This is a genomic window from Shinella sp. JR1-6, assembly GCF_004284735.1.
Lineage (GTDB): Bacteria > Pseudomonadota > Alphaproteobacteria > Rhizobiales > Rhizobiaceae > Shinella.
Genome location: NZ_SHMI01000001.1, coordinates 256,929 through 282,256, shown reverse-complemented (window position 1 = coordinate 282,256; position 25,328 = coordinate 256,929). Strand labels below are relative to the sequence as shown.

Genomic DNA, 25,328 nt, shown 5'->3' with positions numbered 1-25,328 from the left:
AAGGATCAGGCGACGCGGCGGCCGCGGCGGCGGGATTCGCCGGATTTGCGGGCGAGAGTCTCGTAGAGATCACGCAGTGCGTCAGGCGACATGGGCGCCGCGAAGACATAACCCTGCACGAGATCGTGCACACTCGTACTTGTTGATAAGCGCAAGCTGCTCGCGCGTTTCCACGCCCTCGACGACGATACGCAGGCCGAGCTCGCGGGAAAGGTTGACCGTGCCGCGCAGGAGCTTGAAGCGGCGCGGGTCCTCGCCGATGTTGCGCACGAAGGACCGGTCGATCTTGATGACATCGAGCGGCAGCTGGTCGAGATAGCTGAGGCTGGAATAGCCGGTGCCGAAATCGTCGATGGCGATGGTGATGCCGCGGGCACGCAGCTCCTGCAGGATGGCCTGCACCTTGACCGGCTCTTCCATGAGGCAGCTTTCGGTGACCTCCAGGTGCAGCCGGTGCGGCGCGAGCCCCGCCACTTCCAGCGCTTCGGCAACGAGGTCGATGATGCCGGTGCCGCGCAGGTCCTGCACCGAGAGGTTCACCGAGACACCCATATGCGCCGGCCAGCCCGCGCAATCGGCGCAGGCACGCATGATCATGAAGCGCGTGATCTCGGAGACGATGCCCATCTCTTCGGCAAGCTGGATGAAGACGTTCGGCGGCACCGGACCACGCTCCGCATGCGTCCAGCGCGACAGCGCCTCGCAGCATTCGATGCGCGTGCCGTCGGGCACGAACATCGGCTGATAGGCGACGGACAGCGTGTTGCTGGCAAGTGCCTCGCGCAGATCGTCCTTGAGCTTCTGGCGATCCATGTAGCGTGCGTCCATCTCCTGCTCGAAGACGGTGACGCTGCCCTTGGCGCGCGACTTCGTCTCGAAGAGCGCGAGGTCGGCGCGGATCTGCATTTCCTCCAGCCGGAAATCGTCGCTCGAAACCATAACGGCACCGGCGCTGAAGGAGACGAGGAAGGTCATGCCGTCAAATTCGTAGGTACCGCGCAGCTGCTCGTGGAACCGGCGCATGCGCGCTTCAAGATCGCGGCGGTTGGTCTCGTTGGGGAAGAAGAGGATGAATTCGTCACCCATCAAATGACCGGCGAGCACCTTGTCGCCAGCAAGCTTGCGCAGCCGCTCGGCAATGGCGCACAGCAGCCGGTCGCCGGTAACGTGCCCCTTCATGTCGTTGACATGTTTGAAGTCGTCGACATCAAGCACCATGAACCCGACCGTACCGGCCTTCTTGCGCTCGCCCAGCGCCTCCTGCACGAGATCGGTGAAGTAGGCGCGGTTCGGCAGGCCCGTGAGACTGTCGTAGCGCACCATGTGTAGAATCTTCTTTTCCGCCCGCACGCGTGCCGTCACATCCTCGAAAATAAGCACGGCGCCACCGTTTTCACGCGGCGAGGCGGTGAACTCCAGATAGAGCCCGTCCGTGACCTGCACCAGCGCGCGGGAACGCTCTCCCTTCAACAGCTCGTCGAGCTGGCGCAGGATCACCCTGCTCTGCTCGGTGTTGAGGAAGGTGTTGCGCACGCCGAACCTGAGGACGACGTCGAGATGGCAGTCTTTCAGCCGCTCCTGGTTGCCAAGATGCAGAAGCTCGCAGGCCCGGCGGTTTGCGACGAGGATACGGTGGTCAGCGTCCAGCATGAACAGGCCGTGCGGCATGTTGTTCAGCGCCGTGTCAAACCGGTCGGCGATGATGGAGACCTCGCGCGTCGCCAGCACGTTCTTGTAGAGGAACTCGCGCACGCCGTTCGCCATCATGCGCGTCGTCATCACGAAAGGCAGGATGAGCACCGCAAGCACGGCATGGTAGAAATCCTGAAGCCCCAGGAAGCCTACGACCATCGGAAAACATGCGGAAAAAGTCATGTAGTCAACGGCGCGTTTCGAACCGCAGTTGCGCCCGACGACGGAGACCATGGTGGCAAGCGTCACCGCGATCGTGGCAAGCTCGGCAAAGCTGTCGCGGCTGAAGAGCAGGCTGTACCCGCAGGACGTACCGAGCGCCAGCGTCGTACCGACGGCACCGAGATTGTACCAGTTCTCCCAGTAGCGGATGCCGTCCATGTCGAGCGCTGCGTGATCCACCCGGTCGAAATGGCGCATGCCGACGGCACGCAGCGACCAGATGGCGATAACCAGCCCGCTCCAGATCAGGAAAAAGGGGTCGGCGGTCTTGGCGTAAACGAAGGAGAACGTGATGACATGCGAAATCATGCCCACGAAAAGGGTCTGGCGGTTCCCGTACAGCGAGCTGACGAACGACAGGTAGACATCAGCCGGCAGTGTGTTTTGACCCTTATCCTTCATGGACTCGGCACTCCCTTGACACGAGAGGGTTACCGACCAAAATTTAATGAATGATTTCGGGAAATTACCCAATAACGAGGGTATTGCCCTGCATCATTGCACGCGCACTCAACCCAGAGAAGACGCGCTCAACCTCATATTGCAATATTGAGGCCGTTCGCGCAGCCAACTCAACCTAACATGGGCCGCCCGCGCAATATCCTGTCTCCGGAGCGATACAGTATTACGCGCACGCAAAGCGAAAAAAGTCGTATATGCAATCGCTGTTTGCAAGCATGTAGTTAACAAGGCGTCGCCGAACCACACCGGGATTCCCCGAACCTAGATCAGTATATCCTTCCGTCTACCGCCTGGAAACCGGGCTTCGGCCGTCATTTCGCCAGAATGGGGGAATTGACTGATCGGAGATTTGATAGCAAATCGTCAATTGGTATTTCTTTTTCCGGAGCCCATCATGTCGAAACCCGTCGTCGCCATTCCCGCCGATATCAGGGAGATCGAAGGCAACGTCTGGCAGGCCACCCCGAACCAGTATGTGCGCGCCGCCGTCAAGGGCGCCGACGTCACGGTGTTCCTCGTGCCGGCGCTCGAATCGGACAACGATTTCGACGGCATTCTCGACCGGGTGGATGGGCTGCTCGTCAGCGGCTCGCGCACCAACGTGCACCCTTCCCTCTACGGAAAAGAAGCGACCGATGCGGAAGGCCCCTATGATATGGCACGCGATGCCACCAGCCTGCCGCTGATCAGCCGCGCGCTGGAACGTGGCATTCCGCTGCTCGCCATCTGCCGCGGCATTCAGGAACTGAACGTCGTGCTCGGCGGCACACTCGCCAACGAGATCCAGGAACAGCCCGGCATGTGGGATCACCGCAAGCCGGACACTCCCGTGCTCGACGTCGCCTATGGCATCCGCCAGACGGTCCACGTCAAGGAAGGCAGCTGCCTTGCCGCCGTCGTCGGCGCCGGCGACGTGCAGGTCAATTCCCTGCACCGGCAAGCGATCTCCGACATCGCACCGCGTCTTGCCGTCGAAGCCGTCGCCGAAGACGGCACGATCGAAGCCGTCTCCGTCCTCGGGGCCAAGGCCTTCGCAGTCGGTGTACAATGGCATCCGGAGTATTGGGTCGGCTCCGACCAGCCGTCGAACAAGCTGTTCGCCGCCTTCGGCGAAGCGGTTCGCGACTATGCTGCCGCAAAGCAGGGCGCGCCCCGCCCCGCCAAGGCGGCCGGCGAGGCCGACGTGCTGGCTTTCGGCTCGGCCAAGTCCGCCTGAACGGTCCGGCCTCGCACGACGCGTCGTCATGAACCATGCCGTGCCATCTCTCGCGAAACCGCCCAGAGGGACAGGCCCGCAAGGCTGAAGGTCGCCCCCGCAAGGCAGACCCCTGCCCAGCCGAAACGGGCATAGCTCACCGTCGAGACGATGGCGCCCAAGGCGCTACCAGCCGAGTAGAAGACCATGTATCCGCCGACAAGGCGGCTGCGGGCATCAGGCCGGCGAGCAAAGATAAGGCTCTGGTTCGTGACGTGCACCGCCTGCACCGCGAAATCGAGCAGCACCACACCGATGGCAAAGACCGCGAGCGAGTGCGGCAGGAATGCGATTGCCAGCCAGGAGAGGCAGAGCAGCACAAGGGATAAACCGGTCGTGCGCTCCGCAAGGCCGCGATCTGCCAGCCGCCCTGCCCGGCCCGCAGCCAACGCCCCGGCCAGCCCCGCGAGCCCGAAGAGGCCAATCTGGGTGTGGCTCAAGGAAAAGGGCGGCGCGCTCAGCGGCAGAACCATCGCAGTCCAGAGCGTGCTGAAGCTGGCGAAGATCAGGAAGGCCAGCCCCGCCCGCAGGCGCAGCACCGGCTCGTTCAGAAAGATGAGCGGCATGGATTTCAACACGCTGCCATAGCGTTCCGCACTTGCAACCGGGATCGTCCGTGGCAAGACTCGCATGAGCAACGCGCCCAGGAGCAGCATGAAGCCGGCGGAGACAAGATAAACGATCCGCCACCCACCCGCATCGGCCAGGATGCCGGCAACGAACCGCGCCGCCAGGATACCGATCACCACGCCCCCGGTGACGAGGCCAACGGCCGCACCACGCTCTTCCGGCCGCGCCAGCGTGGCGCTGAGGGCTACCAGCACCTGGACCACGACTGCCAGCAGGCCCACAACGATCATCGCGCCGAACAGGGTAAGGGCATTCGGCGCCCCGGCGACGGCAGCAAGCGCCAAGGCGGAGAGCAGTGTCTGGCCGATGACCAGCTTGCGGCGATCGAGCAGGTCGCCGAGCGGCACGAGGAAGAGCAGGCCCACCGCATAGCCAACCTGCGTCAATGTGACGACGAGGCCGACAGCGGCCGGATGAATGGCAAAGGTCGCCGCGATCGCATCGAGCAGGGGCTGGGCATAGTAGATGTTCGCCACGCTGCTTCCGCAAGTGACGGCGAAGACCAGCAATGTCAGCCGCGAGAGGTCCGATGTTTCAGGCGCTTGCCTCGATCCATCGGCGGGCTGGCACGGGCGGGACTGGGAAAGGGTATCGCACGTTTTCATAATCGACCTCATCTTTGTCTTATGATGAGACCACTTGCGAGACACCTCTTCCAGTTCTATTTTAGAACCAGTTTGTCGCCGAGGGTACCCGATATGAAACGCAAGAGTTTTCGCGAGGCCGAATGCCCCGTCGCGCGCACTTTGGACGCCATCGGCGACTGGTGGTCGCTGCTCATCGTGCGCGATGCCTTCGACGGCATCCGGCGCTTCAGCGCCTTCCAGCAGAATCTCGGCATCGCCCGGGGCATGCTGAGCACGCGCCTGCGCGACCTCGTCGAGGCCGAGGTCCTCGCTCTCGCCCCGGCATCGGACGGCAGTGCCTACCAGGAATACGTCCTGACCAAGAAGGGCCGCGACCTCTTTCTCGTCATCGTCGCCATGAGGCAATGGGGGGAGGACCACCTCTACCGAGCGGACGAACGCCATTCCGTGCTGGTGGAAACAGCAACCGGCGCGCCGGTCGGCCGCCTCCGGCTGCAAGCCGAGGACGGGCGGCGGCTCGGCTGGGCCGAAACCTGTGTATCGGGTGCGAAGTGCGATACCTCCGCGGCAGACAAACCGAAAGGGCGAAGGGCATCCCCGGCAGGATCCAATCCGCCGAGGCAGCTCTAGTTCCTTGTTTTCTTGGGCGTTTGCTAGTCGGCCGAAATCATCGTGATCATGGCATCGGCAGGTTCGACGGCCTCATAGGCGAGACCGTCGCCATCGACGACGGTCAGAATGGCCTCACCCTGCGCATCGGCAACGATGACCGTACCATCGCCGTTGTCGACCCAGGTGCGTGCAGCCGAAAGGCGTGGCCAGACGGCGTCGCAGTCGCTGTTGGCAGTGAAGCGCTCGCTGCGGCTCGAAATTCGGTCACCGCGCTCTGCAAGGCATGCGGTATTCGCCACCACATTGGAAATGGTATAGCTGTGTGCGGACACCGAAGCGGGAACGGAACTCGTCGTCACCGGGTCCACAGCCGGTGCGCGCTCCGCCGCAACACTCCAGAGCCCCAGCGACAATGCGCCGGCCACGGCGGCAATCATCAGCGTCTTCATGGGCTCTCCTTCGCGATCGACTCGATGGCAAAAGCATGCGCCCGCAAAATTGCCGAAAGGTTAACGAAGGCTTTCCAAATCGTTCCCTGCTTTTCGCACAAAGGGTGTTTCAGGCACCGGGGTCAGGGCCGCACCACGCTCGAACCAGGCGAAGAGATTGTCTGCCACAAGGTCGGCCATGGCATCGCGCGTTGCCACCGAAGCCGAAGCGACATGCGGCAGGAGCGAGACGTTCGGCAGGTCGAGCAGTGCCTGCGGCACGTTCGGCTCATCATAGAAGACGTCGAGCCCGGCCGCCGCGATTACCCCGTCCCCAAGTGCTGCGGCAAGGGCGCCCTCATCGACCGTCCAGCCACGCCCGACATTGATCAGCACGCCATTGGGACCGAGCGCGCGAAGGATATGCGCATCAATCGTCCGGTGCGTCTCGGCCGTCTTCGGCACGATGGCGATCAGGATATCCACCGCCTCCGCCAGTTCCGCCAGCGAGGGATAATAGGCAAACGGCACGTCCTCGCGCGGGCGCCGCGTGTGGTAGGCGATCCCGACGCCGAAGCCCTTCAGCCGCTCGGCGATCGCCATGCCGATGCGCCCCAGCCCGTAGATGCCGGCCTTGCGGCCCCGCAGGCTGAGCGGTGTCAGCGGGAAGGCGCCCTCGCGCACCCAGCGCCCTTCGCGCAGCCACGCCTCGGCCTGCGGAAGGCGGCGCACCGTATTGAGCAGCAGGCCGATCGTCGTATCGGCCACCTCGTCGTTCAGCACATCGGGCGTATTGGTGACAGCTATGCCGCGTGCCGCGGCAGCCGCCACATCCACACCATCGTAACCGACACCGAAGCTTGCGATGATTTCAAGCGACGGCAGGTGCTCGATCATCGCCGCGCCAAGACCGCCGGAAACCGCGACACCGGAAATGCTCGCCGCCTCGGAGCGAGCGAGCAACGCCGGATCCGCCCGCTCGATACGCACCACGTCGAAGGCGTCCTTCAAGCGGTCGAGCACCCGGTCGCGGATCGTGCAGGGCACGAGAAGACGCGTCTTGGCCACCATGGCGAGATCTCCCTTTGCCCGATGCCTCAACCTTCCGGATGGGCCTTGAGCGGTCCGGTGGATTGCCGGATGCGCATTTCCGGCTTGATGAGGTGGATGCCGTCAGGCTCGTGGCTGCCCGAGAGCTTGTCGAGCAAAGCGCGGGCGGCGTTGCGGCCGACTTCGGACTGGCCGTTCCAGACGGTGGTCAGCGCCGGGGTGGCGATCGCCGCCTCTTCCAGGTCGTCATACCCGGTGACGGAGACGTCGCGGCCCGGCACGAGGCCGGCGCGGGCGATGCCGTTCATCAGGCCGATCGCCACGAGGTCGTTCCAACAGACCGCCGCGGTCGGCTTCTGCGGCAGGGAGAGGAAGTGCACCGCCGCCTCGAAGCCGCCCTGCTTGGTACGCGGCCCGGGGATGCGCAGGCCCGGATCGACCTCGATATTCGCCTTGCGCAGCGCATTGACATAACCCTGGTAGCGGTCGCGACCGGTCGACGTCTGGTCCGTGCCGCCCACCATGGCGATGGTGCGGTGGCCGAGGCCGATCAGGTGGTTGGTCGCAAGCGAGATGCCGTAGCTGTCATCGCCGCGGAAGATCGGCACGTCCAGCCCCTCGATCGAACGGGCGATCAGGATCGCCGGCATGCCATTGTCCTCGGCAAGCCGGATATCCTCCGGTGGCGTGCCGATGGCCGGCGACATGATGACCCCGTCGCCGCCGAGCTGCAGCAGCGTCTCGACGAAATTGCGCTGCTTTTCGACCGAATCATAGTGGTTGGAGAGGATGAAGGTCTGCCGGTCGCGGTCCAGCTCGCTTTCGATGGCCTTCAGGATTTCCGCATAGAACGGGTTCATGATGTCGTGCACGACGACGCCGATGATACCGGAGCGGGAGGTGCGCAGGCTGGCGGCGCGGCGGTTGTAGATATAGCCGAGCGCGCGGGCCTGTTCCTTGATCTTGTCACGGGTGGTGGCTGCGACGAGCGGGCTGTCCCTGAGCGCAAGCGATACCGTCGCCGTGGAAACACCGAGCGTTTCCGCGATGGTGGAAAGCTTGATTTTCTGTGCCACGACCCCTCCTCGACGAACGCCAAGCAATGCGGCGTTTAAAACCGTTTATTTAAACAGTTTAAATCTCGTCGGCAACTGCCTTTTCGACCTCACGAGGGGCGTCCGCCAGGCCACCGTGCAGGTTTTCGTCCATGGCGCGCAGGAGCTTGAGCAACTGGCGCACATCCTTCTCGCTCAACCCTTCCGCCGCCTGCTGCTCGCTGAGCCGGCCGGCCTCGGTGATGTGATCGACGGAAGCCTCGCCGGCCTCGGTGAGATGCACGACGGTCAGCCGACCGTCCGTCTCGTCCGGCCGCCGCTCCACGAACCCTTGCGCCTCCAGGCGCCCGATCGTGCGCGTCATCGTCGGCGCCTTGACCCCGAGCCGGGCAGCGAGCGCACCGGCGGTCAGGCCGCCATCTTCCGCAAGGGCCAGGATCACGCCGTCCTGGCCGGCATAAAGACCGGTGGCGAGAAGATTGCGCGACAGGACCGTGCGCATGGAGCGGGCCGCATTGACGACGGCGGCGGCAAGTCCGGCGCCCGAGACATCATCATGCCCCTTCTTCTTCTTGCCCTTCTTGCCGTCCTTGTGCTTCTTGCCCATCGATTGCCTCCGCCTCACCGTACCTTGCATCACCCTTGCATCGCGGGCATGGCCTTGTATGACTCATGTGACAGTCGGGCGGCAAGACGGGATAGAGGCAGACGATGACGCATCCGAAGATGCGGTGGGGCGACAACGATCCGGCGCTTTCGGCACGGGACCGTGCCGGCTGGATCGCCATTCTGCCGCTCGGCGCCCATGAAGGCCACGGCCCGCATTTGCCGCTCGAAACGGACACGTTGATCGCCGACGGCATTGCCGCGCGTCTGATGGCCGTGCTGCCGGCGCACCTGCCCGTGACCATCCTGCCCGCCGAGCCTGTCGGCTATTCGCCGGAGCATCTCGACGTGCCCGGCACGCGCTCGCTCGGCTATGCGGAGGCGGTGGAACGCTGGCTGGGCATCGCGGGAGACCTCAACGCAAAGGGCGTCCGAAAGCTTGTCCTGCTCAACGCTCACGGCGGCAATTCCCCCCTTTTGACGATCGTCGCCACCGAGGCGCGCATGCGTTGGAACATGCTCGTCGTTGCGACGGCCTGGACCCGTTTCGGCCAGCCGGACGGCTGGATTGCGCCGGAAGACAAGGCGATCGACATCCACGGCGGCGATATCGAGACCTCCGTCATGCTCGCCCTGCATCCGGAACGCGTCCACATGGACAAGGCGGAGCATTTCGGCTCGCGACAGGTGGAGTTCGCCGCGCGCTTTGCCCATCTGCGCGCCTATGGCCCGCATGCTTTCGGCTGGAAGATGGCCGACCTCAATCCGAAGGGCGTCGCCGGAAATGCCGCAGCAGCAACCGCAGGGCGCGGCGAGATCCTGATCGCACACGCCCTCGGCGGCATCGTCGCACTCCTCGAAGACGTCGCAGCCTTCGACGTGGAGACGCTACGCTAAGGAGCACCAAGCCGTTTTGCGTGACAACAAGGCCGGATCGCATTTGCGCTGGCCCGTGCGATCTCCTATATCAGACGCCAACCGGACGCTGCAGGCGTCCCCGCCATCGCTCGAGGTTCCCATGACCGAAACAGCCCTCCCCAAGCCCATTCCCGTCACCGTGCTCACCGGCTATCTCGGCGCCGGCAAGACGACGCTGCTCAACCGCATCCTGACCGACAATCACGGCAAGAAATACGCCGTCATCGTCAACGAATTCGGCGAGATCGGCATCGACAACGACCTCATCGTCGAATCCGACGAGGAAATCTATGAAATGAACAATGGCTGCATCTGCTGTACCGTGCGTGGCGACCTGATCCGCGTGGTGGAAGGTCTGATGCGCCGCCCCGGCCGCTTCGACGCCATCATCGTCGAGACGACGGGCCTTGCCGATCCGGTACCGGTCGCCCAGACCTTCTTCATGGACGACGACGTGCGCCAGAAAACCGAGCTCGATGCCGTCGTGGCGCTGGTCGACGCAAAACACCTGCCGCTGCGCCTGAAGGACAGCCGCGAGGCCGAGGACCAGATCGCCTTCGCCGACGTCGTGCTGATCAACAAGACCGATCTCGTCAGCCCGGAAGAGTTGGCCCGGATCGAGGCGACCGTGCGCGTGATCAACCCGTCGGCCCGCATCCACCGCACCACCCGCTCGGAAATCGATCTCGCCAAGGTTCTCAACCAGGGTGCGTTCAACCTGGAGCGGGCGCTCGAAAACGACCCGCATTTCCTCGACCACGATGCCCCGGACCATGTCTGTGGCCCCGACTGCGGCCATGACCATGGCCATCATCATGGTCATGGTCATGACCACGATCACCACCATCATGATCACGACCATCACCACCACGATCATGACCATCATCACCACGACCACGGCGTCTCGCCGATCCATGACGTGACGGTGCAGTCGATCTCGCTGCGCGGCGGCGAGATGAACCCGGACCGCTTCTTCCCGTGGATCCAGAAGATCACCCAGACCGACGGCCCGAACATCCTGCGCCTCAAGGGCATCATCGCCTTTGCCGGTGATGACGAGCGTTACGTCGTGCAGGGTGTGCACATGATCGTCGAAGGCGATCACCAGCGCGCCTGGAAGGACGGCGAGAAACGCGAAAGCCGTCTCGTCTTCATCGGCCGTGACCTCGACCGCGAAAAGATCGAACGCACCTTCAAGGCCTGTGAGGCGCAGGCGAACTAAGGGTCGCAGGAGCGGATACGTGGAAACCTGGTCTGCAAACGGCCTCGGCCGGAACTGGGTTCCACTCTTCGAGCTTCCGGACCAAAGCCTGTGGCGAGGAGATGTCATTCGTCTTCCCCATCACCCCTCCATCGGTCCCCATGCGGGCCCGGTGGATCTTCTCCTGTTTGAACTGTGGGGATATGATAGGATTTTGGGGCTGATGATGACCAAGGGCTACAAGGCTGGAATGCCCTGGATCTACTTGCCGCCAGAGAGCCAGGGCACCAATCGCCTTTCTCTCGAAACCACTTGGTTGCGTGAAAACTGGGACCGGTGGTTTTGCTACAGGGATTTTCCCGATGAACTGGACGCTCCTGTTCCTTTGCCAAAAGATGGCGTATTGGTCCGTCGCAACTCCTCACCCGCACCAAGACTGAAAGTGCCGTAATGCCGACTGTCGCTCCTCTTGATCTCGACGGCCACGTCGTCGCGGCCGCCTTCCTCGGCGATGTGCCGTTCTTCGCCACCGCCTCCGGCGCCGTCCATCGCCTCGACCACGGCCAGAAGGTCACGGAAGCGCATGACGGGCTGCTCGCCTGCATCAGGGACGAGGCGAACGACACGCTGATCACGGGCGGCGAGGACGGCAAGGTGCAGCGCATCGCCGCCGACGGCACCGTGGCGCTTCTCGCCGAAGTGCCGCGCAAGTGGATCTCGATCGTCGCCGCCGGTCCGCAAGGCACCGTCGGCTTCGCGGAAGGTCGCACGGCGCGCGTGCGTCTTGGCGACGGCACGATCAAGGAATTTACGGAAAGCCGTTCGATCGAGGGCATTGCCTTCGCGCCGAAGGGCCTGCGCATTGGCGTGGCGCGCTACAATGGCGCCTCGCTGCACTGGGTAGCGATGGCCGGCCAGCCCGTCGATCTGGAATGGAAGGGCGCTCACACCGGCATCACCTTCTCCCCCGATGGCCGCTTTGTCGTGACCAGCATGCAGGAAAACGCCCTGCACGGCTGGAAGCTCGACACGAAGCCCGGCGCAGACACCCGCCATATGCGCATGACAGGCTACCCGACCAAGGTGAAGTCGCTCTCCTGGTCGGTGAAGGGCAAGTGGCTCGCCTCGTCGGGCGCACCGGCGGCCATCGTCTGGCCGTTCTCCGCGAAAGATGGCCCGATGGGCAAGCCACCGCTGGAGCTTGGCACCCGCGCCGACGTCATGGTCACGTCCGTTACCTGCCATCCCGCCGAAGAGGTCGTCGCCATCGGCTATTCCGACGGCATGGTGCTCGCCGCCCGCTTCGCCGACAGCCGCGAGGTGCTGCTGCGCCGCCCCGGAAAGGGCGCCATCACCTCGATGGCCTGGAGCAAAAACGGAAAACTTCTGGCTTTCGCCAGCGAAGCCGGCGATTGTGGGGTCATCGATCTTGCGGGATAGGAGCGGCATCGTGGCGCGTCAGGTGATCGATTTTGCCTCGCCCATCGCCAGCGACACGGAAGGGCGGGTCTGGACCGACATCCGGGCCGCGGCACAACTGCGCGCCGACGAGCAACCGCGCCTTGCCGCGTTGCTGCACCCCATCCTTGCGGCCAAAACAGGCCGCCAGATGCTGATCGGTACGCTCGCCGCGCGGCTCGCCCACACAGCCGGCGACCGGGCACTTGCGGCGAAAGTCCTTGCCTCCACCGAAGACGGCGCACTTCTGGAGGAGACCGAGGCCGATCTCCTGGCGATCGTGACACGCGACCCCGCCAATCCCGATCCACTCACCGTCCTCCTTCACCTCAAGGGTTTCCAGGCCCTGCAGGTCCACCGCTTCGCCCATCGCCTCTGGCAGGCAGGTCGCATGGAAGGCGCACGCTGGCTATCCTCGCAGGCCTCCCTCGCCTTCGGTCTGGATATCCATCCCGCCGCACGCATGGGCCGCGGCATCATGCTCGACCATGGTTCCGGCATCGTCATCGGCGAGACGGTCGTCGTGGAAGATGACGTCTCGATGCTGCAGCAGGTCACGCTCGGCGGTACCGGCCGCGACAAGGGCGACCGCCACCCGAAGGTGCGCCGCGGCGTGCTGATCGGGGCTGGCGCCAAGATCCTCGGCAATATCGAGATCGGCGCTTATAGCAAGATCGCCGCCGGAAGCGTGGTGCTGGAGCCAGTCCCTGCACATACGACGGTCGCCGGCGTGCCCGCCAGGATCGTCCGCGTCCACTCTGAAGACGAGATGCCGGCCGCGACGATGGACCACCGGATCGACTGAATTCCTTACGCCTTCCTTGAAAACGGGAAGGCCCGAGAGAGCGTTGCTCTCCCGGGCCCCACAGACCGCACGGGCGGGGGTGAATGCGGTCAGTGCTTGCGCTTCTTGCAGCCGCAGTCGCTGCCGCCGAGAATGCCCAGCGTGTTGCCGTTGAGGACACCCGACAGGGTACCGTTGAGCACGCCGTTCAGCACGTTGTTGCCGTCATTGTCACTGAGGATGTCGCCGACCCCGACGCCGACGCTCGGGGCGATCACCACGCCGCCCGTCTTGTTGTTGTTCAGGATGCCGATACCACCGAGCAGGCCACCAGCCGATGCCTGGCCAGCGCCGGCGATTGCGAGGACGGATGCGATTGCGATGATGCGGGTCATGTTCATGCTCTCTCTCCTTCGGTTGTGTACCTCGCTGGTACGCAATCGAAGGTAATATAAGCACTGAATTACTCAACCGGATTCCCTAGTCATAGCAAATAGTTAACCATAACATAGACAAGTTTAACGAATCCCGCCCTTCCTCAAGCCAAAATAGAAAAACACGCATATCCCGGTCGAACATCAACCATCGGGGGAATTTTTAACCATACAACTCTAGGATTCTGTTCCAGAAACAGACAGGAACAGACCCGATGCGCTTCCTTGGTGGTTTCCTCTGCGCGGCCGCAATGCTGGCCGGATACAACCCGGCAAGAGCCGATTCAACCGTCGACTACAGGACGGGCATGGGCTGGTCGTCGAACATTTTTCAGGACCCAACCAACCTTTCCGCCGCCTTCAGCGAAGCAAAACTCGCCCTTCGCGGTACCCTTGCTCTTGAAGACTCCCAGGTTGCCTATGCGGTGAGCGCGAGTGCCCGGCGCGTGCCGAAATACCGTTTCGCCGACCAGCGCACGATCGGGCTCGAAGTTGGCTTCACCTACGATGTCAGCAAGGCGGTGAAGGTCACGCTGAAGGGCGGCATCGAGCGCCGGCGCAACGGCGATATCTTCCTCGCTCTTCCCGGTGCACTCATCGGCTATCGCAAGGACGATGTCTTCGCGACGGGGAGCGCCGGCCTGACGGTCGATCATTGGGGCGGACGCAACCACCTGACGACAACCCTCTCGAATCTCGACCGCGGCAAGGCGCATTTCACCCTTCCCGGCCTGAAGCCGACCCAGCTCGAAGCCGGGTACAGTCTGCTGGACATCACCGGTGGTCATATCCGGCCACTGCTCGGCGGTGAGGTGGGTGCGACACTGCAATACAGAGCAAGCCATATCGCACGTTCCGAGCGCAGGATGTTCGAACGCTTTCCGGCGGAAACCCTGCGTGGCTCGCTCGCCTATGGCCGGGCCTACGCCAACGGTATCACCCTGATGGCCGAGGCCGGCGTCGTCGGCATCACCAGCGCCTATCTCGGCACGACCGTCGAGCGCACCCGCCCCTTTTTCAAAGGCGAGGTGACCTGGCAATTGCCCCACAAGGCCGTGCTGAAGGCCAAGCTGGCACGCGACCTCCAGCTCGCCGACATCGACGATCCGCTCGCCGAGGACGTGCGCACGATCGGGCTCTCGCTTGAAAAGGAACTGACGGAAAAGCTGAAGCTCATACTCGCCTACGAGCAGGCCTATAGTGACTGGCTTTACTACGACTATCGTACACGCACGAAATCGGCCGCCGTCACGCTGGCCTACACGCTGCCCAAGGGAGCGACGGTGGCACTGGAATACAGCCACCTCGTGCGCCGCGAAAACGACAAGGCCGCCGATTTCACGGTCGACGGCCTTGCCGTACGGTTTGCCGGCTCGTTCTAGAACCGTCGCAGCGGTGGCATGGAGCGCTTTTGCGGAACGCCAGAAGGCCTCACCATTCGAGCTCGAGATGCGGCCGGCCGTTCGAGGTCTTTTCCGTGGTTCTGCCGGTTTCATCCACGGTGCAATGCACGCGCTGGCGGAAGGCGGAGAAACTATCGAAGGTCACCACATCCACCGGCTCATCGAAATGCAGCACCATGCGGTAGCGGCCGGGCTGGCCGGTCAGCGCCTGCACCCCGAGCACCTGTGCGTCGAAGGGTTGGCCGAGATAATGGCCGCGCACGCGAGCGCCCAGCATCCATGGATTGAACGGTGGCCGGTTGCCGACGACCGCATGCAGCGTGTTCCAGTCGCGAAAACCGTATTGGGCGGCGATGAGTTCGAGGGCGCGGGAATGGGAAATCGCCTGGTCGTCCTCGGAAAAGCGGGCGCGCAGCCGCTTTGCCTGATCTTTCAGGGCGTCAAGCGATGGAAGGGGCGTCGGTGATGGACGCATGTCAGATCTCCAGTCGGTGCATGCGTCGTTTCGGAGGGAGCCCGCATTGCCACCGGTTCGCATGCCTGATGCTGGAAGACCGATTTTTCTGAAAGAGAGACTTCACCAAAGCTTGCGCTCGCGGGCGGCAGGGGCTCTCACCCTAGCCCCGCACATAAGGCCTCGCCGGCCTCCTGTCAAATCAGGCCCGTATGGACCCTTGCAGGATTTCCGTTGGCGTGGGAGCAATCTCACCGGGAGGAACCGACCATGACGCTCATCACCCTGCTTGCCTTCGCCGCGGTTGCCTTCATCGGGATCGCCACGCCCGGCCCGACGGTGCTGTTGGCCCTCACCAACGGTTCGCGCTACGGCCTCCGGCGCGCCCTGCCCGGCATGGTCGGCGCCGTTCTGTCGGATTTCGTTCTGATCGGCGCGGTGGCGCTCGGTCTCGGCGCGCTGCTCGCCGCCTCCGAATTCTGGTTCTCCGTCGTCAAATGGCTGGGCGCCGCCTATCTCGCCTTCCTCGGCATCCAGATGCTGCGCTCCACCGGCTCGCTCAGCCGGGCGCTCGATGCAGCGCCGGCAAATCTCGGCTCCTCAAGGGCGATCTTCGCCAAAAGCTTCCTCGTCGCCGTCACCAATCCGAAGGGCTATCTCTTCTTCTCGGCTTTCCTGCCGCAGTTCATCGATCCCGCGGCTGCGCAGGCGCAGCAATATGTACTGCTCGCCCTCACCTTCGCGGCAATCGATTTTCTTGTCATGTTCGGCTATGCGGCACTCGGCTCGCAGGCCGTGCGTCTTTTGAAGACATCCGGCGCCATATGGCTCGACCGCATCTGCGGCGGCGTGCTTTTGGCGCTCGCCGGATCCCTCGCCTTCTACCGTCGCGCGACGGGCTGATGCGCCTGCTCCGCCCGGCTGGGACGGAGCAGGTCGATCATTCTAGAACCGATAGGTGACACCCGCACCGACCAGCCAGGGATTGAGCTTCGCCTTGCCGGTGAGCGGCGCCCCATCGAGATCAACTTTCCATTTGGGCTCGAGGAAGATCTTCTTCACGTCGAAGTTCACGCCCCAATGCTCGTCCAGCATATAGTCGAAACCGACCTGCAGGGCCGCGCCGAGCTTGTTCTCGATGTCGAGATTGGAGAACTTGCCCGAGCCGGACTGCTCGTAGAACAGGCTGTAGTTCACCCCGGCACCGACATAGGGCTTGAACGCACCGAAATCGGTGAAGTGGTACTGCAGGGTCACCGTCGGCGGCAGCAGCCAGGCCTTGCCCACCTTGCCAAGCCCCTTGATCCCACCATCCGCATGCACATTCGCATAGGTCGTGCCGAGAATGAGTTCGGCCGCGACGTTGTCGGTGAAGAAGTAGGAGATGTCGAGTTCCGGGATGACCGTGTCCGAATAGGAAAGGTCGGACCCCGGGATACCGTTCACGAAGCCGGAATCGTTCGTGATGACGCCAAGACCGCGCACGCGGATCTGCCAGGGGCTCTGCGCTGCGAAATCAACCGTCGCCTCCGGCGGCGCCATGCGCTCCTCAAGGTCAGCTGCGGCAGCCTGTCCGGCCAGCAGCGCCAGGCCGGCGGCAAGGGCGGCACGCCCCATCCAATTTCCCTTCATGTCGTCTCTCCATCAAACGCGACTCGTCTTTGCGAGGGCGACTATGAAGCGAGGCGGCACGATGCTCCTTTGAGATGGATCAAACAGCGGCACATGAAAGGAGGGATTGGCGAGAAATTCGCGCCAATCTTGACAATTGCCCAATTAAAACAATGGGAGATATCAAACGGAAGAGGGCCGGCCGGTCGCCGGCCCGAATGTCAGGCCGCCTTGCGCGGCTCCGCCACCATCCGCCGACGTCCGCTTGCAACGAGCACGCCGGCAGCACCGTCCAGCCAGCCGTCCTTCAGCTCCAGCGCGAGAAAGCGGCGACGCTCGAACGGACCAGGCATGACGAGATGCTGTGCCTTATCGGCAAAGAAACCGAAGCGCTCGTAATATTCCGGATCGCCCACCAGCAGCACGGCCCCGTGACCACGGCCCTGCGCCTCGGTGATCGCAGCCCGCATCAGCGCACCGCCGATGCCCTTGCCTTCGTGCTCGCAATCGACGGCAAGTGGACCGAGCAGCAGCGCCGGCACGGCATTGCCTTCGGAATCGACCCCGGCCTCGACATTCCACAGACGCACGGTGCCGATGACGTGGCCGTCCAGATCCCGCGCGACAAGCGCGAGACCTTCGGCCGGCATGCGGCCGCGGCGGATCTTTTCCGACGACTTGCGGAACCGGGCTTCGCCCATGACGCGATCGAGCAGGCGCTCGCGCGCAACGACGTCGCCGGCATTTTCCTGGTCGATGGTGAAGGCGGCATGCGCGAAGAACGCGCGGACAGAATCAAGAACAGTGGCCATCTCTGGGCCTCCCGCACTCAAAACCGATTCAAACGGTATCCAGAACAAATTGTGAGGGTGGCGCTCCCGCAGGGACGGGAGCGCCGGGTGGTCAGATCACGTAGGCCTTGAGCGGCTCGAAGCCGTTGAAGGCGACGGCCGAGTAGGTCGTCGTGTAGGCGCCGGTGCCTTCGATCAGAACCTCGTCGCCGATCGAAAGCGAGACCGGCAGCGGATACATGTTCTTCTCGTACATCACGTCGGCCGAATCGCAGGTCGGGCCGGCGAGAACGCAGGGCTCCATCTCGTCCTGATCGCGCGCGGTGCGGATCGGGTAGCGGATCGCCTCGTCCATGGTTTCGGCGAGACCGCCGAACTTGCCGATGTCGAGGAAGACCCAGCGATGGTTGTCGTTGTCCGACTTCTTCGAGACAAGAACGACCTCCGCCTTGATGACACCCGCATTGCCGACCATGCCGCGGCCCGGCTCGATGATGGTTTCCGGGATCTGGTTGCCGAAATGCTTCTTCAGCGCGCCGAAGATCGCCTTGCCATAAGCTTCGGCAGACGGGACGTCACGCAGGTACTTCGTCGGGAAGCCGCCGCCCATGTTGACCATCTTCAGCTCGATGCCCTGCTTGGCAAGCTGCACGAAGACGCGCTTGGCATCGGCAAGCGCCGAATCCCAGGCATCGACCTTCGTCATCTGCGAGCCGACATGGAACGATACGCCATAGGAGACGAGACCGTTCTGGTGGGCATAGACGAGCACGTCGACAGCCATCTGCGGTACGCAGCCGAACTTGCGCGACAGCGGCCATTCCGCACCTTCGCCATCCGTCAGGACACGGCAGAACACGCGTGCACCGGGAGCGGCACGGGAAATCTTCTCGACTTCCTCATGGCTGTCGACGGCAAAGAGCGAAACGCCGAGCGCATGCGCTTTGGCGACGTCGCGTTCCTTCTTGATCGTGTTGCCGAAGGAGATGCGGCTCGGGGTGGCACCGGCGTCGAGCGCCATTTCGATTTCGGCGACGGACGCGCAATCGAAGTTGGAACCCATGGAGGCGAGCAGGCGCAGGACTTCCGGGGCCGGGTTGGCCTTGACAGCGTAGTAGATGGAGCTGTCGGGCAGCGCGTGGCGGAACGCCTTGAAATTGTCACGCACGACATCGAGGTCGACCACGAGGCACGGGCCGTCGGGACGTCGGGTGTTCAGGAAGTCGATAATACGTGCAGAGGTCATTTCGGTATTCCCCATATCCAGGTTGCTCCGGGAAAACCCCAGAGGACAAAGGGCAGATGCGAGCACGCTCTGGAACCAGCCGGTGGAGACCCCGGAACCAAGCATGCGCATCATGCGCGAACGGTGAACCAAAGCCCGCCTAGGCTTTGATTCGGCTTTGTCTGCCATGGATTGGCGGGAGAACCCGACCGCACGTCCGGCAATGAAGGTGTGCCTCTTCAGTAACCCCGGCTGTTGGAAAGCCGGCAGACACCAGAAAGGCCCGCACCGTCGTTGCTTCAAGATGTCCTCGCTCTTCCGGTTGGCCGGAGAAACGACTGGAGGGGTTAGTTCCAGGTACCTTACCGAGTTCCTCACCAAATCGAGGGTCGGCGGACACCCACAGGCACGTGCGACTTTGGGCAAGGCGGGAGATAAGAAGAATCGCTGTCGTAATCAAGAGGTTTTTTGCGGAACGCTATTGAAAATATTCTGACAGCCACGACATTCGCCGAACTGGTTTTCACAGAATGGTGATTACGCCCCGGCCACCGTTTCGGCCGCAGCCGCATGGGGACACATGGATACTCTGACCCGAATCCGGGCCTTCATAGACGTCGTGGACGCCGAGGGCTTTTCCGCCGCCTCCCGCAAGACCGGCCGGTCCAAGGCGCTGCTGTCGAAATATGTGCGTGAGCTGGAGGACGAATTGGGCACGCTGCTCCTCAATCGCACCACGCGCCAGTTCTCTATGACCGAGGCCGGCCACACCTACTACCGCACCGCCTCCGATATCCTGAAGGAGATCGACAATCTTGCCGATCTCGTGCGCGAGAAGAACACCGACCTGCGCGGCAAGCTGAAGGTTTCCGCGCCACGTACCTTCGTCGACGCCGACATCGGCCAGTCAATCATCGATTTCGGCAAGGAGCACCCGGAACTCTCGCTGGAAATCGTCTCGGACGACCGCTTCGTCGATCTCGTTGAAGAAGGTTTCGACGTGGCCGTCCGCATTACGCGCCTGGAAGACTCGGCCCTCATCGCGCGCAAACTCGGCGATTTCTACCTGAAGATCTGCGTCAGCGCGGAGTTCCTGGAGCGGGTCGGCCCGATCAACCACCCAAGCGACCTTGCCCGCCTGCCCTGCATCATCGACACCAACGGCAAGTCGCACAGCAACTGGCGCTTCATCGACGAGAAGGGCGCGGGCTTTTCCGTGCCTGTCGGCGGCCATATCGAGGTGAACAGCCCGACGGCAGCCGTGCGCGCGGCGGCGAGTGGCCTCGGCGTCGCACAGGTGCCGGCCTTCATCGCCCGCCATTGCCTCGACAGCGGCAAGATCGTTTCGATCCTGGAGGATTACCTACCGACAGACCGCGGCATCTACGCGATCTATCCGCACCGCCGCTACCTGCCCGCGAAGGTGCGCACCTTCGTCGACTTCCTGCACGGCTGGTTCCGCCGCAATCCCGGCATCGAAGCATAAGGTGCCGCGGCGAGGTCCCAATTCCGACCCATTTGCGTTACATTCAGCCGGTCGATTCTGAACGCTGCCGCGAGAGGATATACCCCATGCGATTCCTCCCCCTCCTCGTTGCCGGAGCAGCCTTCCTTGCCCCGGCTGCGGCCTTTGCCCATCCGCATATCTTCGCGGAAGCGCGGCTTGAAGTGGTGGCCGGCGAAGACGGCACGGTCAGCGAATTGCGCAATGTCTGGCGTTTCGACGAAATGTTTTCGGCCAGCGTCGTGATGGATTTCGACAAGAACAGCAATGCCGCGCTCGATCCGGACGAGCTGGCGGAAGTCGGCCAGACCGTTCTCGAGTCGCTGGAAGAGTTCAGCTACTACACGACGATCACCGAGGATGGGAAATCCATCAAGATCGCCAAGCCCGACGCGATCAACGTCGACTACAAGGACGGGCAGCTCCTGATGTTCTTCACCGTCAAGCCAGGCGAAGCCATGCCCCTCAAGGGCAAGCTCACCTTCGGCGTCTATGACCCCACCATGTACGCTGCCATGGACTTCGCCTCGGACGACGACCTCATCGCCGTCGGCGACAAGTTCACTGCCTGCAAGCGGGCGGTCGTGCGGCCGGATGCGGACGAGGTGCTCGCTCAGAACCAGGACAGCCTGACGGAAGCCTTCTTCAACGATCCCGCGGGCACCGACATGTCGAAACTCTTCGCCACCCGTCTGGAGCTGACATGCTGACCCGCGGCCGGGCTCTTGCCCTTCTCACGCTGACAGTCGCGATCGCGACCGCTGCCGGTCTTGCCCACGCACAGTCGCCACTCGGCATCGGCTCGGCGGAGCCGGGTTTCAACACGACCGGCACCTTCGGCAGCCTGTTCGGCTGGATCAACGCCCAGCAGCAGGGCTTCTACCGCGCCATGACCGGCGCGTTGAAGGAGATGCGCGGAAATCCCTGGGCAGCGTCCACGCTGGTCGGCCTCTCCTTCGCCTATGGCGTCTTCCATGCCGCCGGCCCTGGCCACGGCAAGGCCGTCATCTCCTCCTACATGCTGGCAAACGAGGTGGAGCTGAAGCGCGGCGTTGCTCTCTCCTTCCTCTCCTCGATCCTGCAGGGCATCGTCGCTATCCTGCTCGTCGGCGCGGCTTATCTCTTCCTGCGCGGCACCACGGTCTCAATGACCGATGCCACCCGCGCACTCGAAATCGGCAGCTACGCCCTCATCGCCCTTTTCGGTGCCTGGCTGCTCTTCCGCAAGCTGCGACCGGCGGAACGACGGGCCTCGGCGCTTGGCGCGCAGGCGGTCGAGGTACACGATCACGACCATCATGGACACGCGCATCACCACCATGCCGGGGAGATCTGCTCGACCTGCGGCCATGCCCATGCACCGGATCCCTCGCTCCTGAAGGGTGAGCGCTTTGCACTGCGCGAGGCCTGGTCGGCCATCGTCGCCGTCGGTCTCAGGCCCTGCTCGGGTGCGCTGATCGTGCTCAGCTTCGCGCTTCTGAACGGCCTCTATCTCGGCGGCCTGCTCGCCGTCTTCGCCATGTCGATCGGCACGGCGATCACCGTCTCCACCCTCGCCACGCTCGCCGTCACGGCCAAAGGCGCGGCCGTTCGTTTCGCCGGCAACGGTTCGGCCGCCGCCCGCGTGGGTAGCGCCATCGAGATCGGTGGCGCAGCGCTGGTCATGGTCCTTGGATTGCTCCTGCTCGGCGCTGCACTGCAGGGCTGATAACAGCGCCCTCGATCATTTGCAGGAAAGTGCGAAGCGTTTTCCGTTCGGAAATGCGTTAAAACAAAGAGATCGAGTGTTTTCGCGATTCAGAGAAAAACGGAAACGCTCTAGTCGCCGCGGCTGCGCTGATAGCGCGCCCGGAGCCAGAAGAGCAGGAAAAAGCCGAGCACGAGCAGCGCGCCGAAGACGCCCGCCAGCCATGGCGAGACATCGCCAAGCGCGATCATCACCCGCGGCAGGAAATAGAACACCGCGCCCGTGCCGAGCAGAATGAAGAGCGCTGCCAGCGCCGGCGACTTGCCCTTGCGTTCCGGTGCTTCGGTCATGCTGCAATCTCCGCGCGGATGTCTTCCAGGCGACGTTTCTGTTGGCCGTCGGCACCGAAATTGTCAGGCGAGAGCCAGGCGTCGAAAGCCTTGGCAAGAAGTGGCCACTCCCCGTCGATGATCGAGAACCATGCGGTATCGCGGTTCTCGCCCTTGGACAGCATATGCTGGCGGAAGACGCCCTCGAAGGTGAAGCCGAGGCGGGCGGCGGTGCGCTTGCTGGCCTCGTTGCCGTTGTGGCATTTCCATTCGTAGCGGCGATAACCGAGATCCTCGAAAGCGTGCTTGGCAAGCAGGTATTGCGCCTCGGTCGAGAGCGGCGAGCGGGACATGCCGCCACCATGGGCGATGCCGCCAATCTCAACGACGCCGTTTGCCGGGTCGGGCCGCATGTAATGCGCCATCCCGACAACCTTGCCGGCCGCCTTGTCGATGATCACCTCGCGCACCCAGCCGGACGTGATGACCGCTTCCGACCAGGAATCAAAATCCTCGATGCTGGCGAAATCGGCCTGCGTGAAATAGCGCAGCAGCGGGTTGATCTGCATGCCACCGAAGGCCTCCCAGAGGGCCTTTAGGTGTTTTTCCCGCTGGTAGGGCTCAAGGCGCACAATACGGCCTTCGAGGGTGACGGGCGCCGGCGGCGGGCAGCCTTTCCAATCCTTGAGGTCGCGCATGAAAATCCTCCTTCGGTCCTTGCCGAAGGGATAGAGCAGCGCGCGGGCGCGCGCAATGTTGAAAGCGGGGAGCGGCGTTCCGCCGCTCCCCCAAATCCTCAGACGGTGGCGGCGGAAACCGTCGCCTCGATGTGGTCGACCAGCGCATCGGCAAGGCCGAGGCGGCCGGCGAGCAGGTCGAGATAGCCGCGTTCGGCGCGCGACTTCGGCTCGATGGCGAGGCGCGAGGCTGTGTAGAGTTCGACGCGCTGCTCTTCGGTCGTCGCAGCAGCGATGATCGCGTCGAGATCGACCGGGTTGGCCAGCTCCTCTTCGAGGAACTGCGTGGCATCCGCACCGAGGCCGGAAACCTTCAGCTTGTCCATGATGCGGGCGCGCTCGGCCTCGTCGATATGGCCGTCGGCACGCGAGGCGGCGATCATGGCGCGCACGAGGATGAGAGCGAAATCCGTGCTGACGGCTTCAGGATGGAAGCCGGAATCGGTCGGCGGCGGCAAGAGCTCTGGCGTTCCGCCCTGCGTCGTCTCGACCGGGTTCTGGCCGGCCTTGTAGTTCTTGTAGGCCTGGTAGCCGAGGCCGGCGATGGCGGCAAGGCTACCGATCTTCAGCGCGGAGCCGGCCACCTGGCGTCCGGTGCCCGTACCGAGAAGAACGCCGGCGATGGCGATCGAGGCAAGTGGATTGTCCTTGGCGAGCTGCGTCACCTGGCCCGCGCGGTCGCGCACGGATCCGCCGGCACCAGGCACCTGCGAACCGAGGAACTGGTCAAGCAACTTCTTGGCGTCAAACATGGGCGGTCTCCGTTTCACTTGTTCTCTTGCATCGCAAGGGCCGACAGCAAGGCAAGATAGGAATGCACGCCCTGAATTACAAATGCATAACGGGCGACCAAGGGCCGCCCGTTATGCAAAACCGCTGAACCTGCCTCAGCCCTTCAGCGCCGCCGCTTCCGCGGCGAGCTTGGTGATGCCCGCCCAGTCACCCTTGGCAACGAGGTCCTTCGGTGCCACCCAGGAGCCGCCGACGCAGACGACATTCGGCAGCGAGAGGTAGTCGCGGGCATTCGCGAGCGAAATGCCACCCGTCGGGCAGAACAGCGTGCCGGCGAGCGGTGAGGACAGCGATTTCAGGTAAGCGGCTCCGCCCGCCTGCTCGGCCGGGAAGAACTTCAGAACCTGATAGCCCTCTTCGCGAAGGCCCATGACCTCGCTGGCCGTGGCAGCACCCGGCAGCAGGGGGATGTCGCTGTCGGCAGCCGCGTCGATCAGCTCCTGCGTCGTGCCGGGGCTGACGATGAACTGCGAGCCGGCCTCGACCGCCGCCTCGAACTGCGCAGCATTGAGGATCGTACCGGCACCGGCAACGGCACCTTCAACTTCGTTGGCGACCGCGCGGATCGCCTCCAGCGCGGCGGGCGTGCGCAGCGTGATTTCGATGGCCTTGAGGCCGCCCGCCACCAGCGCGCGCGCCAGCGGAACGGCAGTCGAGAGGTCCTCGATGACCAGCACCGGCACCACCGGCTGCAGCTTCAGGACGGAAAGGAGCTTGGCGTTCTTCTCGCTCATGGCACGACCTTTTAAAACGATTGAATTTTGACCCGAATAGCGCGTCTGCGACGTCGTGTCGAGCCTAAAGCATGAAGGCTTCTCTTGTCATGACAGACTTATCGTGTAGTGTTCCCCTCGCCCAAGCCCATCTCCAACTGCGAAAGCGAGCCTATGGCGAAAGAGATCGAGCGGAAGTTCCTGGTATCGGGGCAGCGGTGGCGTACCTTCGCAGACGAAGGCATCGCCATACGGCAGGCCTATATCGTCGCCCAGGACGACCGGTCTCTACGGGTCCGCATCTACGGCAACGGGCAGTCACGCATTACCCTAAAGGTCGGACACACCGCGCTCGTACGCGATGAATACGAGTTCGAAATCGACCGCGACGAGGCTGAGGACATGCTGCGCCATGCCATCGGCAACGTCATCCAGAAAGTCCGCTACAAGGTGCCGCACGAGGGCCACGTCTGGGAAGTCGATGTCTATGAGGGCGCCCATCGCGGGCTTGTCATCGCCGAGGTAGAGCTTGCCTCGATCCATGACGATCCGGAGCTGCCCAACTGGGTGGGCCGGGAAGTAACGGGCGAAAGCCAGTATTCCAACCAGTCCATGGCGCTCGGCATCAGCGACGGCGCGCGGCTGCATCAGCTCGCCTGAGCCGCTACGCCGCATTGCCTGAAAAGCG

General features: G+C 63.4%; 27 protein-coding genes and 1 pseudogene. 13 read left to right on the top strand and 15 right to left on the bottom strand.

The window, feature by feature from the left end; all coding sequences use genetic code 11:
* Positions 1–5: 5 nt before the first annotated feature.
* Positions 6–2,316, bottom strand: a pseudogene (locus EXZ48_RS01305) (putative bifunctional diguanylate cyclase/phosphodiesterase).
* 454 nt (positions 2,317–2,770) lie between these two features.
* On the opposite strand from EXZ48_RS01305, the gene EXZ48_RS01300 reads away from it, so the two are divergent.
* Positions 2,771–3,592, top strand: coding sequence for a gamma-glutamyl-gamma-aminobutyrate hydrolase family protein (locus tag EXZ48_RS01300; RefSeq protein ID WP_130514076.1), 822 nt, complete (start codon positions 2,771–2,773; stop codon positions 3,590–3,592).
* A 26-nt stretch (positions 3,593–3,618) separates the two neighbouring features.
* Here EXZ48_RS01300 and EXZ48_RS01295 read toward each other — a convergent pair whose 3' ends face one another.
* Positions 3,619–4,866 (bottom strand): MFS transporter, encoded by a 1,248-nt coding sequence (locus EXZ48_RS01295; RefSeq protein WP_130514075.1) that lies wholly within the window; start codon positions 4,864–4,866, stop codon positions 3,619–3,621.
* 93 nt (positions 4,867–4,959) lie between these two features.
* Here EXZ48_RS01295 and EXZ48_RS01290 point away from each other — a divergent pair, with 93 nt between their 5' ends.
* Positions 4,960–5,478 (top strand): helix-turn-helix domain-containing protein, encoded by a 519-nt coding sequence (locus EXZ48_RS01290; RefSeq protein ID WP_130514074.1) that lies wholly within the window; start codon positions 4,960–4,962, stop codon positions 5,476–5,478.
* A gap of 23 nt (positions 5,479–5,501) precedes the next feature.
* Here EXZ48_RS01290 and EXZ48_RS01285 read toward each other — a convergent pair whose 3' ends face one another.
* Genes EXZ48_RS01285 through EXZ48_RS01270 form a run of 4 tightly spaced genes read right to left on the bottom strand, consistent with a single transcriptional unit; the run spans position 5,502 to position 8,600 of the window.
* Complete coding sequence (locus EXZ48_RS01285) at positions 5,502–5,909, bottom strand: hypothetical protein (protein WP_130514073.1); 408 nt, start codon at positions 5,907–5,909, stop codon at positions 5,502–5,504.
* 60 nt (positions 5,910–5,969) lie between these two features.
* Positions 5,970–6,956, bottom strand: a complete 987-nt coding sequence (locus EXZ48_RS01280) for a 2-hydroxyacid dehydrogenase (RefSeq protein WP_130514223.1) — start codon at positions 6,954–6,956, stop codon at positions 5,970–5,972.
* 29 nt (positions 6,957–6,985) lie between these two features.
* Positions 6,986–8,014, bottom strand: a complete 1,029-nt coding sequence (locus tag EXZ48_RS01275; protein WP_023515982.1) for a LacI family DNA-binding transcriptional regulator — start codon at positions 8,012–8,014, stop codon at positions 6,986–6,988.
* A 58-nt stretch (positions 8,015–8,072) separates the two neighbouring features.
* Entirely contained in the window at positions 8,073–8,600 is a 528-nt protein-coding gene (locus EXZ48_RS01270) for a MarR family winged helix-turn-helix transcriptional regulator (RefSeq protein ID WP_023515981.1), read from the bottom strand.
* A 104-nt stretch (positions 8,601–8,704) separates the two neighbouring features.
* On the opposite strand from EXZ48_RS01270, the gene EXZ48_RS01265 reads away from it, so the two are divergent.
* From EXZ48_RS01265 to cysE, 5 genes are all read left to right on the top strand, one after another.
* Positions 8,705–9,496: a creatininase family protein gene (locus EXZ48_RS01265; RefSeq protein WP_023515980.1), complete on the top strand. Its 792-nt coding sequence runs from the start codon at positions 8,705–8,707 to the stop codon at positions 9,494–9,496.
* Between the two features lie 121 nt (positions 9,497–9,617).
* Complete coding sequence (locus EXZ48_RS01260) at positions 9,618–10,739, top strand: GTP-binding protein (RefSeq protein ID WP_130514072.1); 1,122 nt, start codon at positions 9,618–9,620, stop codon at positions 10,737–10,739.
* A gap of 19 nt (positions 10,740–10,758) precedes the next feature.
* The gene (gene imm45 / locus EXZ48_RS01255) at positions 10,759–11,169 is read left to right on the top strand and encodes an Imm45 family immunity protein (RefSeq protein ID WP_165909254.1); all 411 of its coding nucleotides are present in this window, start codon (positions 10,759–10,761) and stop codon (positions 11,167–11,169) included.
* Positions 11,169–12,158, top strand: a complete 990-nt coding sequence (locus tag EXZ48_RS35245; protein WP_130514070.1) for a WD40 repeat domain-containing protein — start codon at positions 11,169–11,171, stop codon at positions 12,156–12,158. The genes imm45 and EXZ48_RS35245 overlap by 1 nt, the downstream gene beginning before the upstream one ends.
* Before the next feature lie 10 nt (positions 12,159–12,168).
* The gene (gene cysE, locus EXZ48_RS01245) at positions 12,169–12,981 is read left to right on the top strand and encodes a serine O-acetyltransferase (protein ID WP_130514069.1); all 813 of its coding nucleotides are present in this window, start codon (positions 12,169–12,171) and stop codon (positions 12,979–12,981) included.
* Between the two features lie 89 nt (positions 12,982–13,070).
* Here cysE and EXZ48_RS01240 read toward each other — a convergent pair whose 3' ends face one another.
* Positions 13,071–13,361, bottom strand: coding sequence for a hypothetical protein (locus EXZ48_RS01240; RefSeq protein WP_245461875.1), 291 nt, complete (start codon positions 13,359–13,361; stop codon positions 13,071–13,073).
* Positions 13,362–13,609: 248 nt separating this feature from the next.
* Here EXZ48_RS01240 and EXZ48_RS01235 point away from each other — a divergent pair, with 248 nt between their 5' ends.
* Positions 13,610–14,776 carry a hypothetical protein gene (locus EXZ48_RS01235; RefSeq protein WP_130514068.1) on the top strand — a complete coding sequence of 389 codons (1,167 nt, stop codon included), beginning with the start codon at positions 13,610–13,612 and terminating at the stop codon, positions 14,774–14,776.
* 49 nt (positions 14,777–14,825) lie between these two features.
* Here EXZ48_RS01235 and EXZ48_RS01230 read toward each other — a convergent pair whose 3' ends face one another.
* Positions 14,826–15,272: a glyoxalase superfamily protein gene (locus tag EXZ48_RS01230; RefSeq protein ID WP_050743759.1), complete on the bottom strand. Its 447-nt coding sequence runs from the start codon at positions 15,270–15,272 to the stop codon at positions 14,826–14,828.
* 249 nt (positions 15,273–15,521) lie between these two features.
* On the opposite strand from EXZ48_RS01230, the gene EXZ48_RS01225 reads away from it, so the two are divergent.
* Entirely contained in the window at positions 15,522–16,154 is a 633-nt protein-coding gene (locus EXZ48_RS01225) for a LysE family translocator (protein ID WP_130514067.1), read from the top strand.
* Positions 16,155–16,196: 42 nt separating this feature from the next.
* Here the strand turns inward: EXZ48_RS01225 and EXZ48_RS01220 are convergent, their stop codons facing one another.
* The 3 genes from EXZ48_RS01220 to odc2 form a co-directional block, all read right to left on the bottom strand.
* Positions 16,197–16,883, bottom strand: a complete 687-nt coding sequence (locus EXZ48_RS01220) for an OmpW family protein (protein ID WP_050743757.1) — start codon at positions 16,881–16,883, stop codon at positions 16,197–16,199.
* A 200-nt stretch (positions 16,884–17,083) separates the two neighbouring features.
* Positions 17,084–17,674, bottom strand: coding sequence for a GNAT family N-acetyltransferase (locus EXZ48_RS01215; RefSeq protein WP_023517129.1), 591 nt, complete (start codon positions 17,672–17,674; stop codon positions 17,084–17,086).
* A 91-nt stretch (positions 17,675–17,765) separates the two neighbouring features.
* Positions 17,766–18,899 carry an ornithine/lysine decarboxylase gene (gene odc2, locus EXZ48_RS01210; protein ID WP_130514066.1) on the bottom strand — a complete coding sequence of 378 codons (1,134 nt, stop codon included), beginning with the start codon at positions 18,897–18,899 and terminating at the stop codon, positions 17,766–17,768.
* Between the two features lie 559 nt (positions 18,900–19,458).
* Here odc2 and EXZ48_RS01205 point away from each other — a divergent pair.
* The 3 genes from EXZ48_RS01205 to EXZ48_RS01195 all read left to right on the top strand — a co-directional run bounded on the left by EXZ48_RS01205 (position 19,459) and on the right by EXZ48_RS01195 (position 22,090).
* Entirely contained in the window at positions 19,459–20,364 is a 906-nt protein-coding gene (locus EXZ48_RS01205) for a LysR family transcriptional regulator (protein WP_024270902.1), read from the top strand.
* Positions 20,365–20,450: 86 nt separating this feature from the next.
* Positions 20,451–21,092 carry a DUF1007 family protein gene (locus tag EXZ48_RS01200; RefSeq protein ID WP_023512024.1) on the top strand — a complete coding sequence of 214 codons (642 nt, stop codon included), beginning with the start codon at positions 20,451–20,453 and terminating at the stop codon, positions 21,090–21,092.
* Positions 21,086–22,090, top strand: a complete 1,005-nt coding sequence (locus EXZ48_RS01195; RefSeq protein ID WP_130514065.1) for a nickel/cobalt transporter — start codon at positions 21,086–21,088, stop codon at positions 22,088–22,090. The genes EXZ48_RS01200 and EXZ48_RS01195 overlap by 7 nt, the downstream gene beginning before the upstream one ends.
* A gap of 110 nt (positions 22,091–22,200) precedes the next feature.
* Here EXZ48_RS01195 and EXZ48_RS01190 read toward each other — a convergent pair whose 3' ends face one another.
* The 4 genes from EXZ48_RS01190 to EXZ48_RS01175 all read right to left on the bottom strand — a co-directional run bounded on the left by EXZ48_RS01190 (position 22,201) and on the right by EXZ48_RS01175 (position 24,661).
* Complete coding sequence (locus EXZ48_RS01190; RefSeq protein WP_050743754.1) at positions 22,201–22,419, bottom strand: hypothetical protein; 219 nt, start codon at positions 22,417–22,419, stop codon at positions 22,201–22,203.
* Positions 22,416–23,096, bottom strand: a complete 681-nt coding sequence (locus EXZ48_RS01185) for a GNAT family N-acetyltransferase (RefSeq protein ID WP_130514064.1) — start codon at positions 23,094–23,096, stop codon at positions 22,416–22,418. The genes EXZ48_RS01190 and EXZ48_RS01185 overlap by 4 nt, the downstream gene beginning before the upstream one ends.
* A 98-nt stretch (positions 23,097–23,194) precedes the next feature.
* Entirely contained in the window at positions 23,195–23,887 is a 693-nt protein-coding gene (locus EXZ48_RS01180; protein WP_023512020.1) for a tellurite resistance TerB family protein, read from the bottom strand.
* A 135-nt stretch (positions 23,888–24,022) separates the two neighbouring features.
* Positions 24,023–24,661 (bottom strand): 2-dehydro-3-deoxy-phosphogluconate aldolase, encoded by a 639-nt coding sequence (locus EXZ48_RS01175; RefSeq protein ID WP_023512019.1) that lies wholly within the window; start codon positions 24,659–24,661, stop codon positions 24,023–24,025.
* Between the two features lie 153 nt (positions 24,662–24,814).
* Here EXZ48_RS01175 and EXZ48_RS01170 point away from each other — a divergent pair, with 153 nt between their 5' ends.
* A complete protein-coding gene (locus EXZ48_RS01170) occupies positions 24,815–25,300 on the top strand; it encodes a CYTH domain-containing protein (protein ID WP_023512018.1) in 486 nt (161 codons plus the stop codon).
* The last annotated feature ends 28 nt before the right edge of the window (positions 25,301–25,328 follow it).

What these genes read in the sequence shown, in the direction of transcription:
- EXZ48_RS01180 (WP_023512020.1), bottom strand. Translation starts at nt 23,887, where the DNA reads ATGTTTGACGCCAAGAAGTTGCTTGACCAGTTCCTCGGTTCGCAGGTG.
- EXZ48_RS01200 (WP_023512024.1), top strand. Translation starts at nt 20,451, where the DNA reads ATGCGATTCCTCCCCCTCCTCGTTGCCGGAGCAGCCTTCCTTGCCCCG.
- EXZ48_RS01170 (WP_023512018.1), top strand. Translation starts at nt 24,815, where the DNA reads ATGGCGAAAGAGATCGAGCGGAAGTTCCTGGTATCGGGGCAGCGGTGG.
- EXZ48_RS01230 (WP_050743759.1), bottom strand. Translation starts at nt 15,272, where the DNA reads ATGCGTCCATCACCGACGCCCCTTCCATCGCTTGACGCCCTGAAAGAT.
- EXZ48_RS01285 (WP_130514073.1), bottom strand. Translation starts at nt 5,909, where the DNA reads ATGAAGACGCTGATGATTGCCGCCGTGGCCGGCGCATTGTCGCTGGGG.
- EXZ48_RS01295 (WP_130514075.1), bottom strand. Translation starts at nt 4,866, where the DNA reads ATGAAAACGTGCGATACCCTTTCCCAGTCCCGCCCGTGCCAGCCCGCC.
- EXZ48_RS01225 (WP_130514067.1), top strand. Translation starts at nt 15,522, where the DNA reads ATGACGCTCATCACCCTGCTTGCCTTCGCCGCGGTTGCCTTCATCGGG.
- EXZ48_RS01175 (WP_023512019.1), bottom strand. Translation starts at nt 24,661, where the DNA reads ATGAGCGAGAAGAACGCCAAGCTCCTTTCCGTCCTGAAGCTGCAGCCG.
- EXZ48_RS01185 (WP_130514064.1), bottom strand. Translation starts at nt 23,096, where the DNA reads ATGCGCGACCTCAAGGATTGGAAAGGCTGCCCGCCGCCGGCGCCCGTC.
- EXZ48_RS01290 (WP_130514074.1), top strand. Translation starts at nt 4,960, where the DNA reads ATGAAACGCAAGAGTTTTCGCGAGGCCGAATGCCCCGTCGCGCGCACT.
- EXZ48_RS01260 (WP_130514072.1), top strand. Translation starts at nt 9,618, where the DNA reads ATGACCGAAACAGCCCTCCCCAAGCCCATTCCCGTCACCGTGCTCACC.
- EXZ48_RS01300 (WP_130514076.1), top strand. Translation starts at nt 2,771, where the DNA reads ATGTCGAAACCCGTCGTCGCCATTCCCGCCGATATCAGGGAGATCGAA.
- EXZ48_RS01205 (WP_024270902.1), top strand. Translation starts at nt 19,459, where the DNA reads ATGGATACTCTGACCCGAATCCGGGCCTTCATAGACGTCGTGGACGCC.
- EXZ48_RS35245 (WP_130514070.1), top strand. Translation starts at nt 11,169, where the DNA reads ATGCCGACTGTCGCTCCTCTTGATCTCGACGGCCACGTCGTCGCGGCC.
- odc2 (WP_130514066.1), bottom strand. Translation starts at nt 18,899, where the DNA reads ATGACCTCTGCACGTATTATCGACTTCCTGAACACCCGACGTCCCGAC.
- EXZ48_RS01195 (WP_130514065.1), top strand. Translation starts at nt 21,086, where the DNA reads ATGCTGACCCGCGGCCGGGCTCTTGCCCTTCTCACGCTGACAGTCGCG.
- EXZ48_RS01220 (WP_050743757.1), bottom strand. Translation starts at nt 16,883, where the DNA reads ATGAAGGGAAATTGGATGGGGCGTGCCGCCCTTGCCGCCGGCCTGGCG.
- EXZ48_RS01240 (WP_245461875.1), bottom strand. Translation starts at nt 13,361, where the DNA reads ATGAACATGACCCGCATCATCGCAATCGCATCCGTCCTCGCAATCGCC.
- EXZ48_RS01270 (WP_023515981.1), bottom strand. Translation starts at nt 8,600, where the DNA reads ATGGGCAAGAAGCACAAGGACGGCAAGAAGGGCAAGAAGAAGAAGGGG.
- EXZ48_RS01235 (WP_130514068.1), top strand. Translation starts at nt 13,610, where the DNA reads ATGCGCTTCCTTGGTGGTTTCCTCTGCGCGGCCGCAATGCTGGCCGGA.
- EXZ48_RS01215 (WP_023517129.1), bottom strand. Translation starts at nt 17,674, where the DNA reads ATGGCCACTGTTCTTGATTCTGTCCGCGCGTTCTTCGCGCATGCCGCC.
- EXZ48_RS01265 (WP_023515980.1), top strand. Translation starts at nt 8,705, where the DNA reads ATGACGCATCCGAAGATGCGGTGGGGCGACAACGATCCGGCGCTTTCG.
- EXZ48_RS01190 (WP_050743754.1), bottom strand. Translation starts at nt 22,419, where the DNA reads ATGACCGAAGCACCGGAACGCAAGGGCAAGTCGCCGGCGCTGGCAGCG.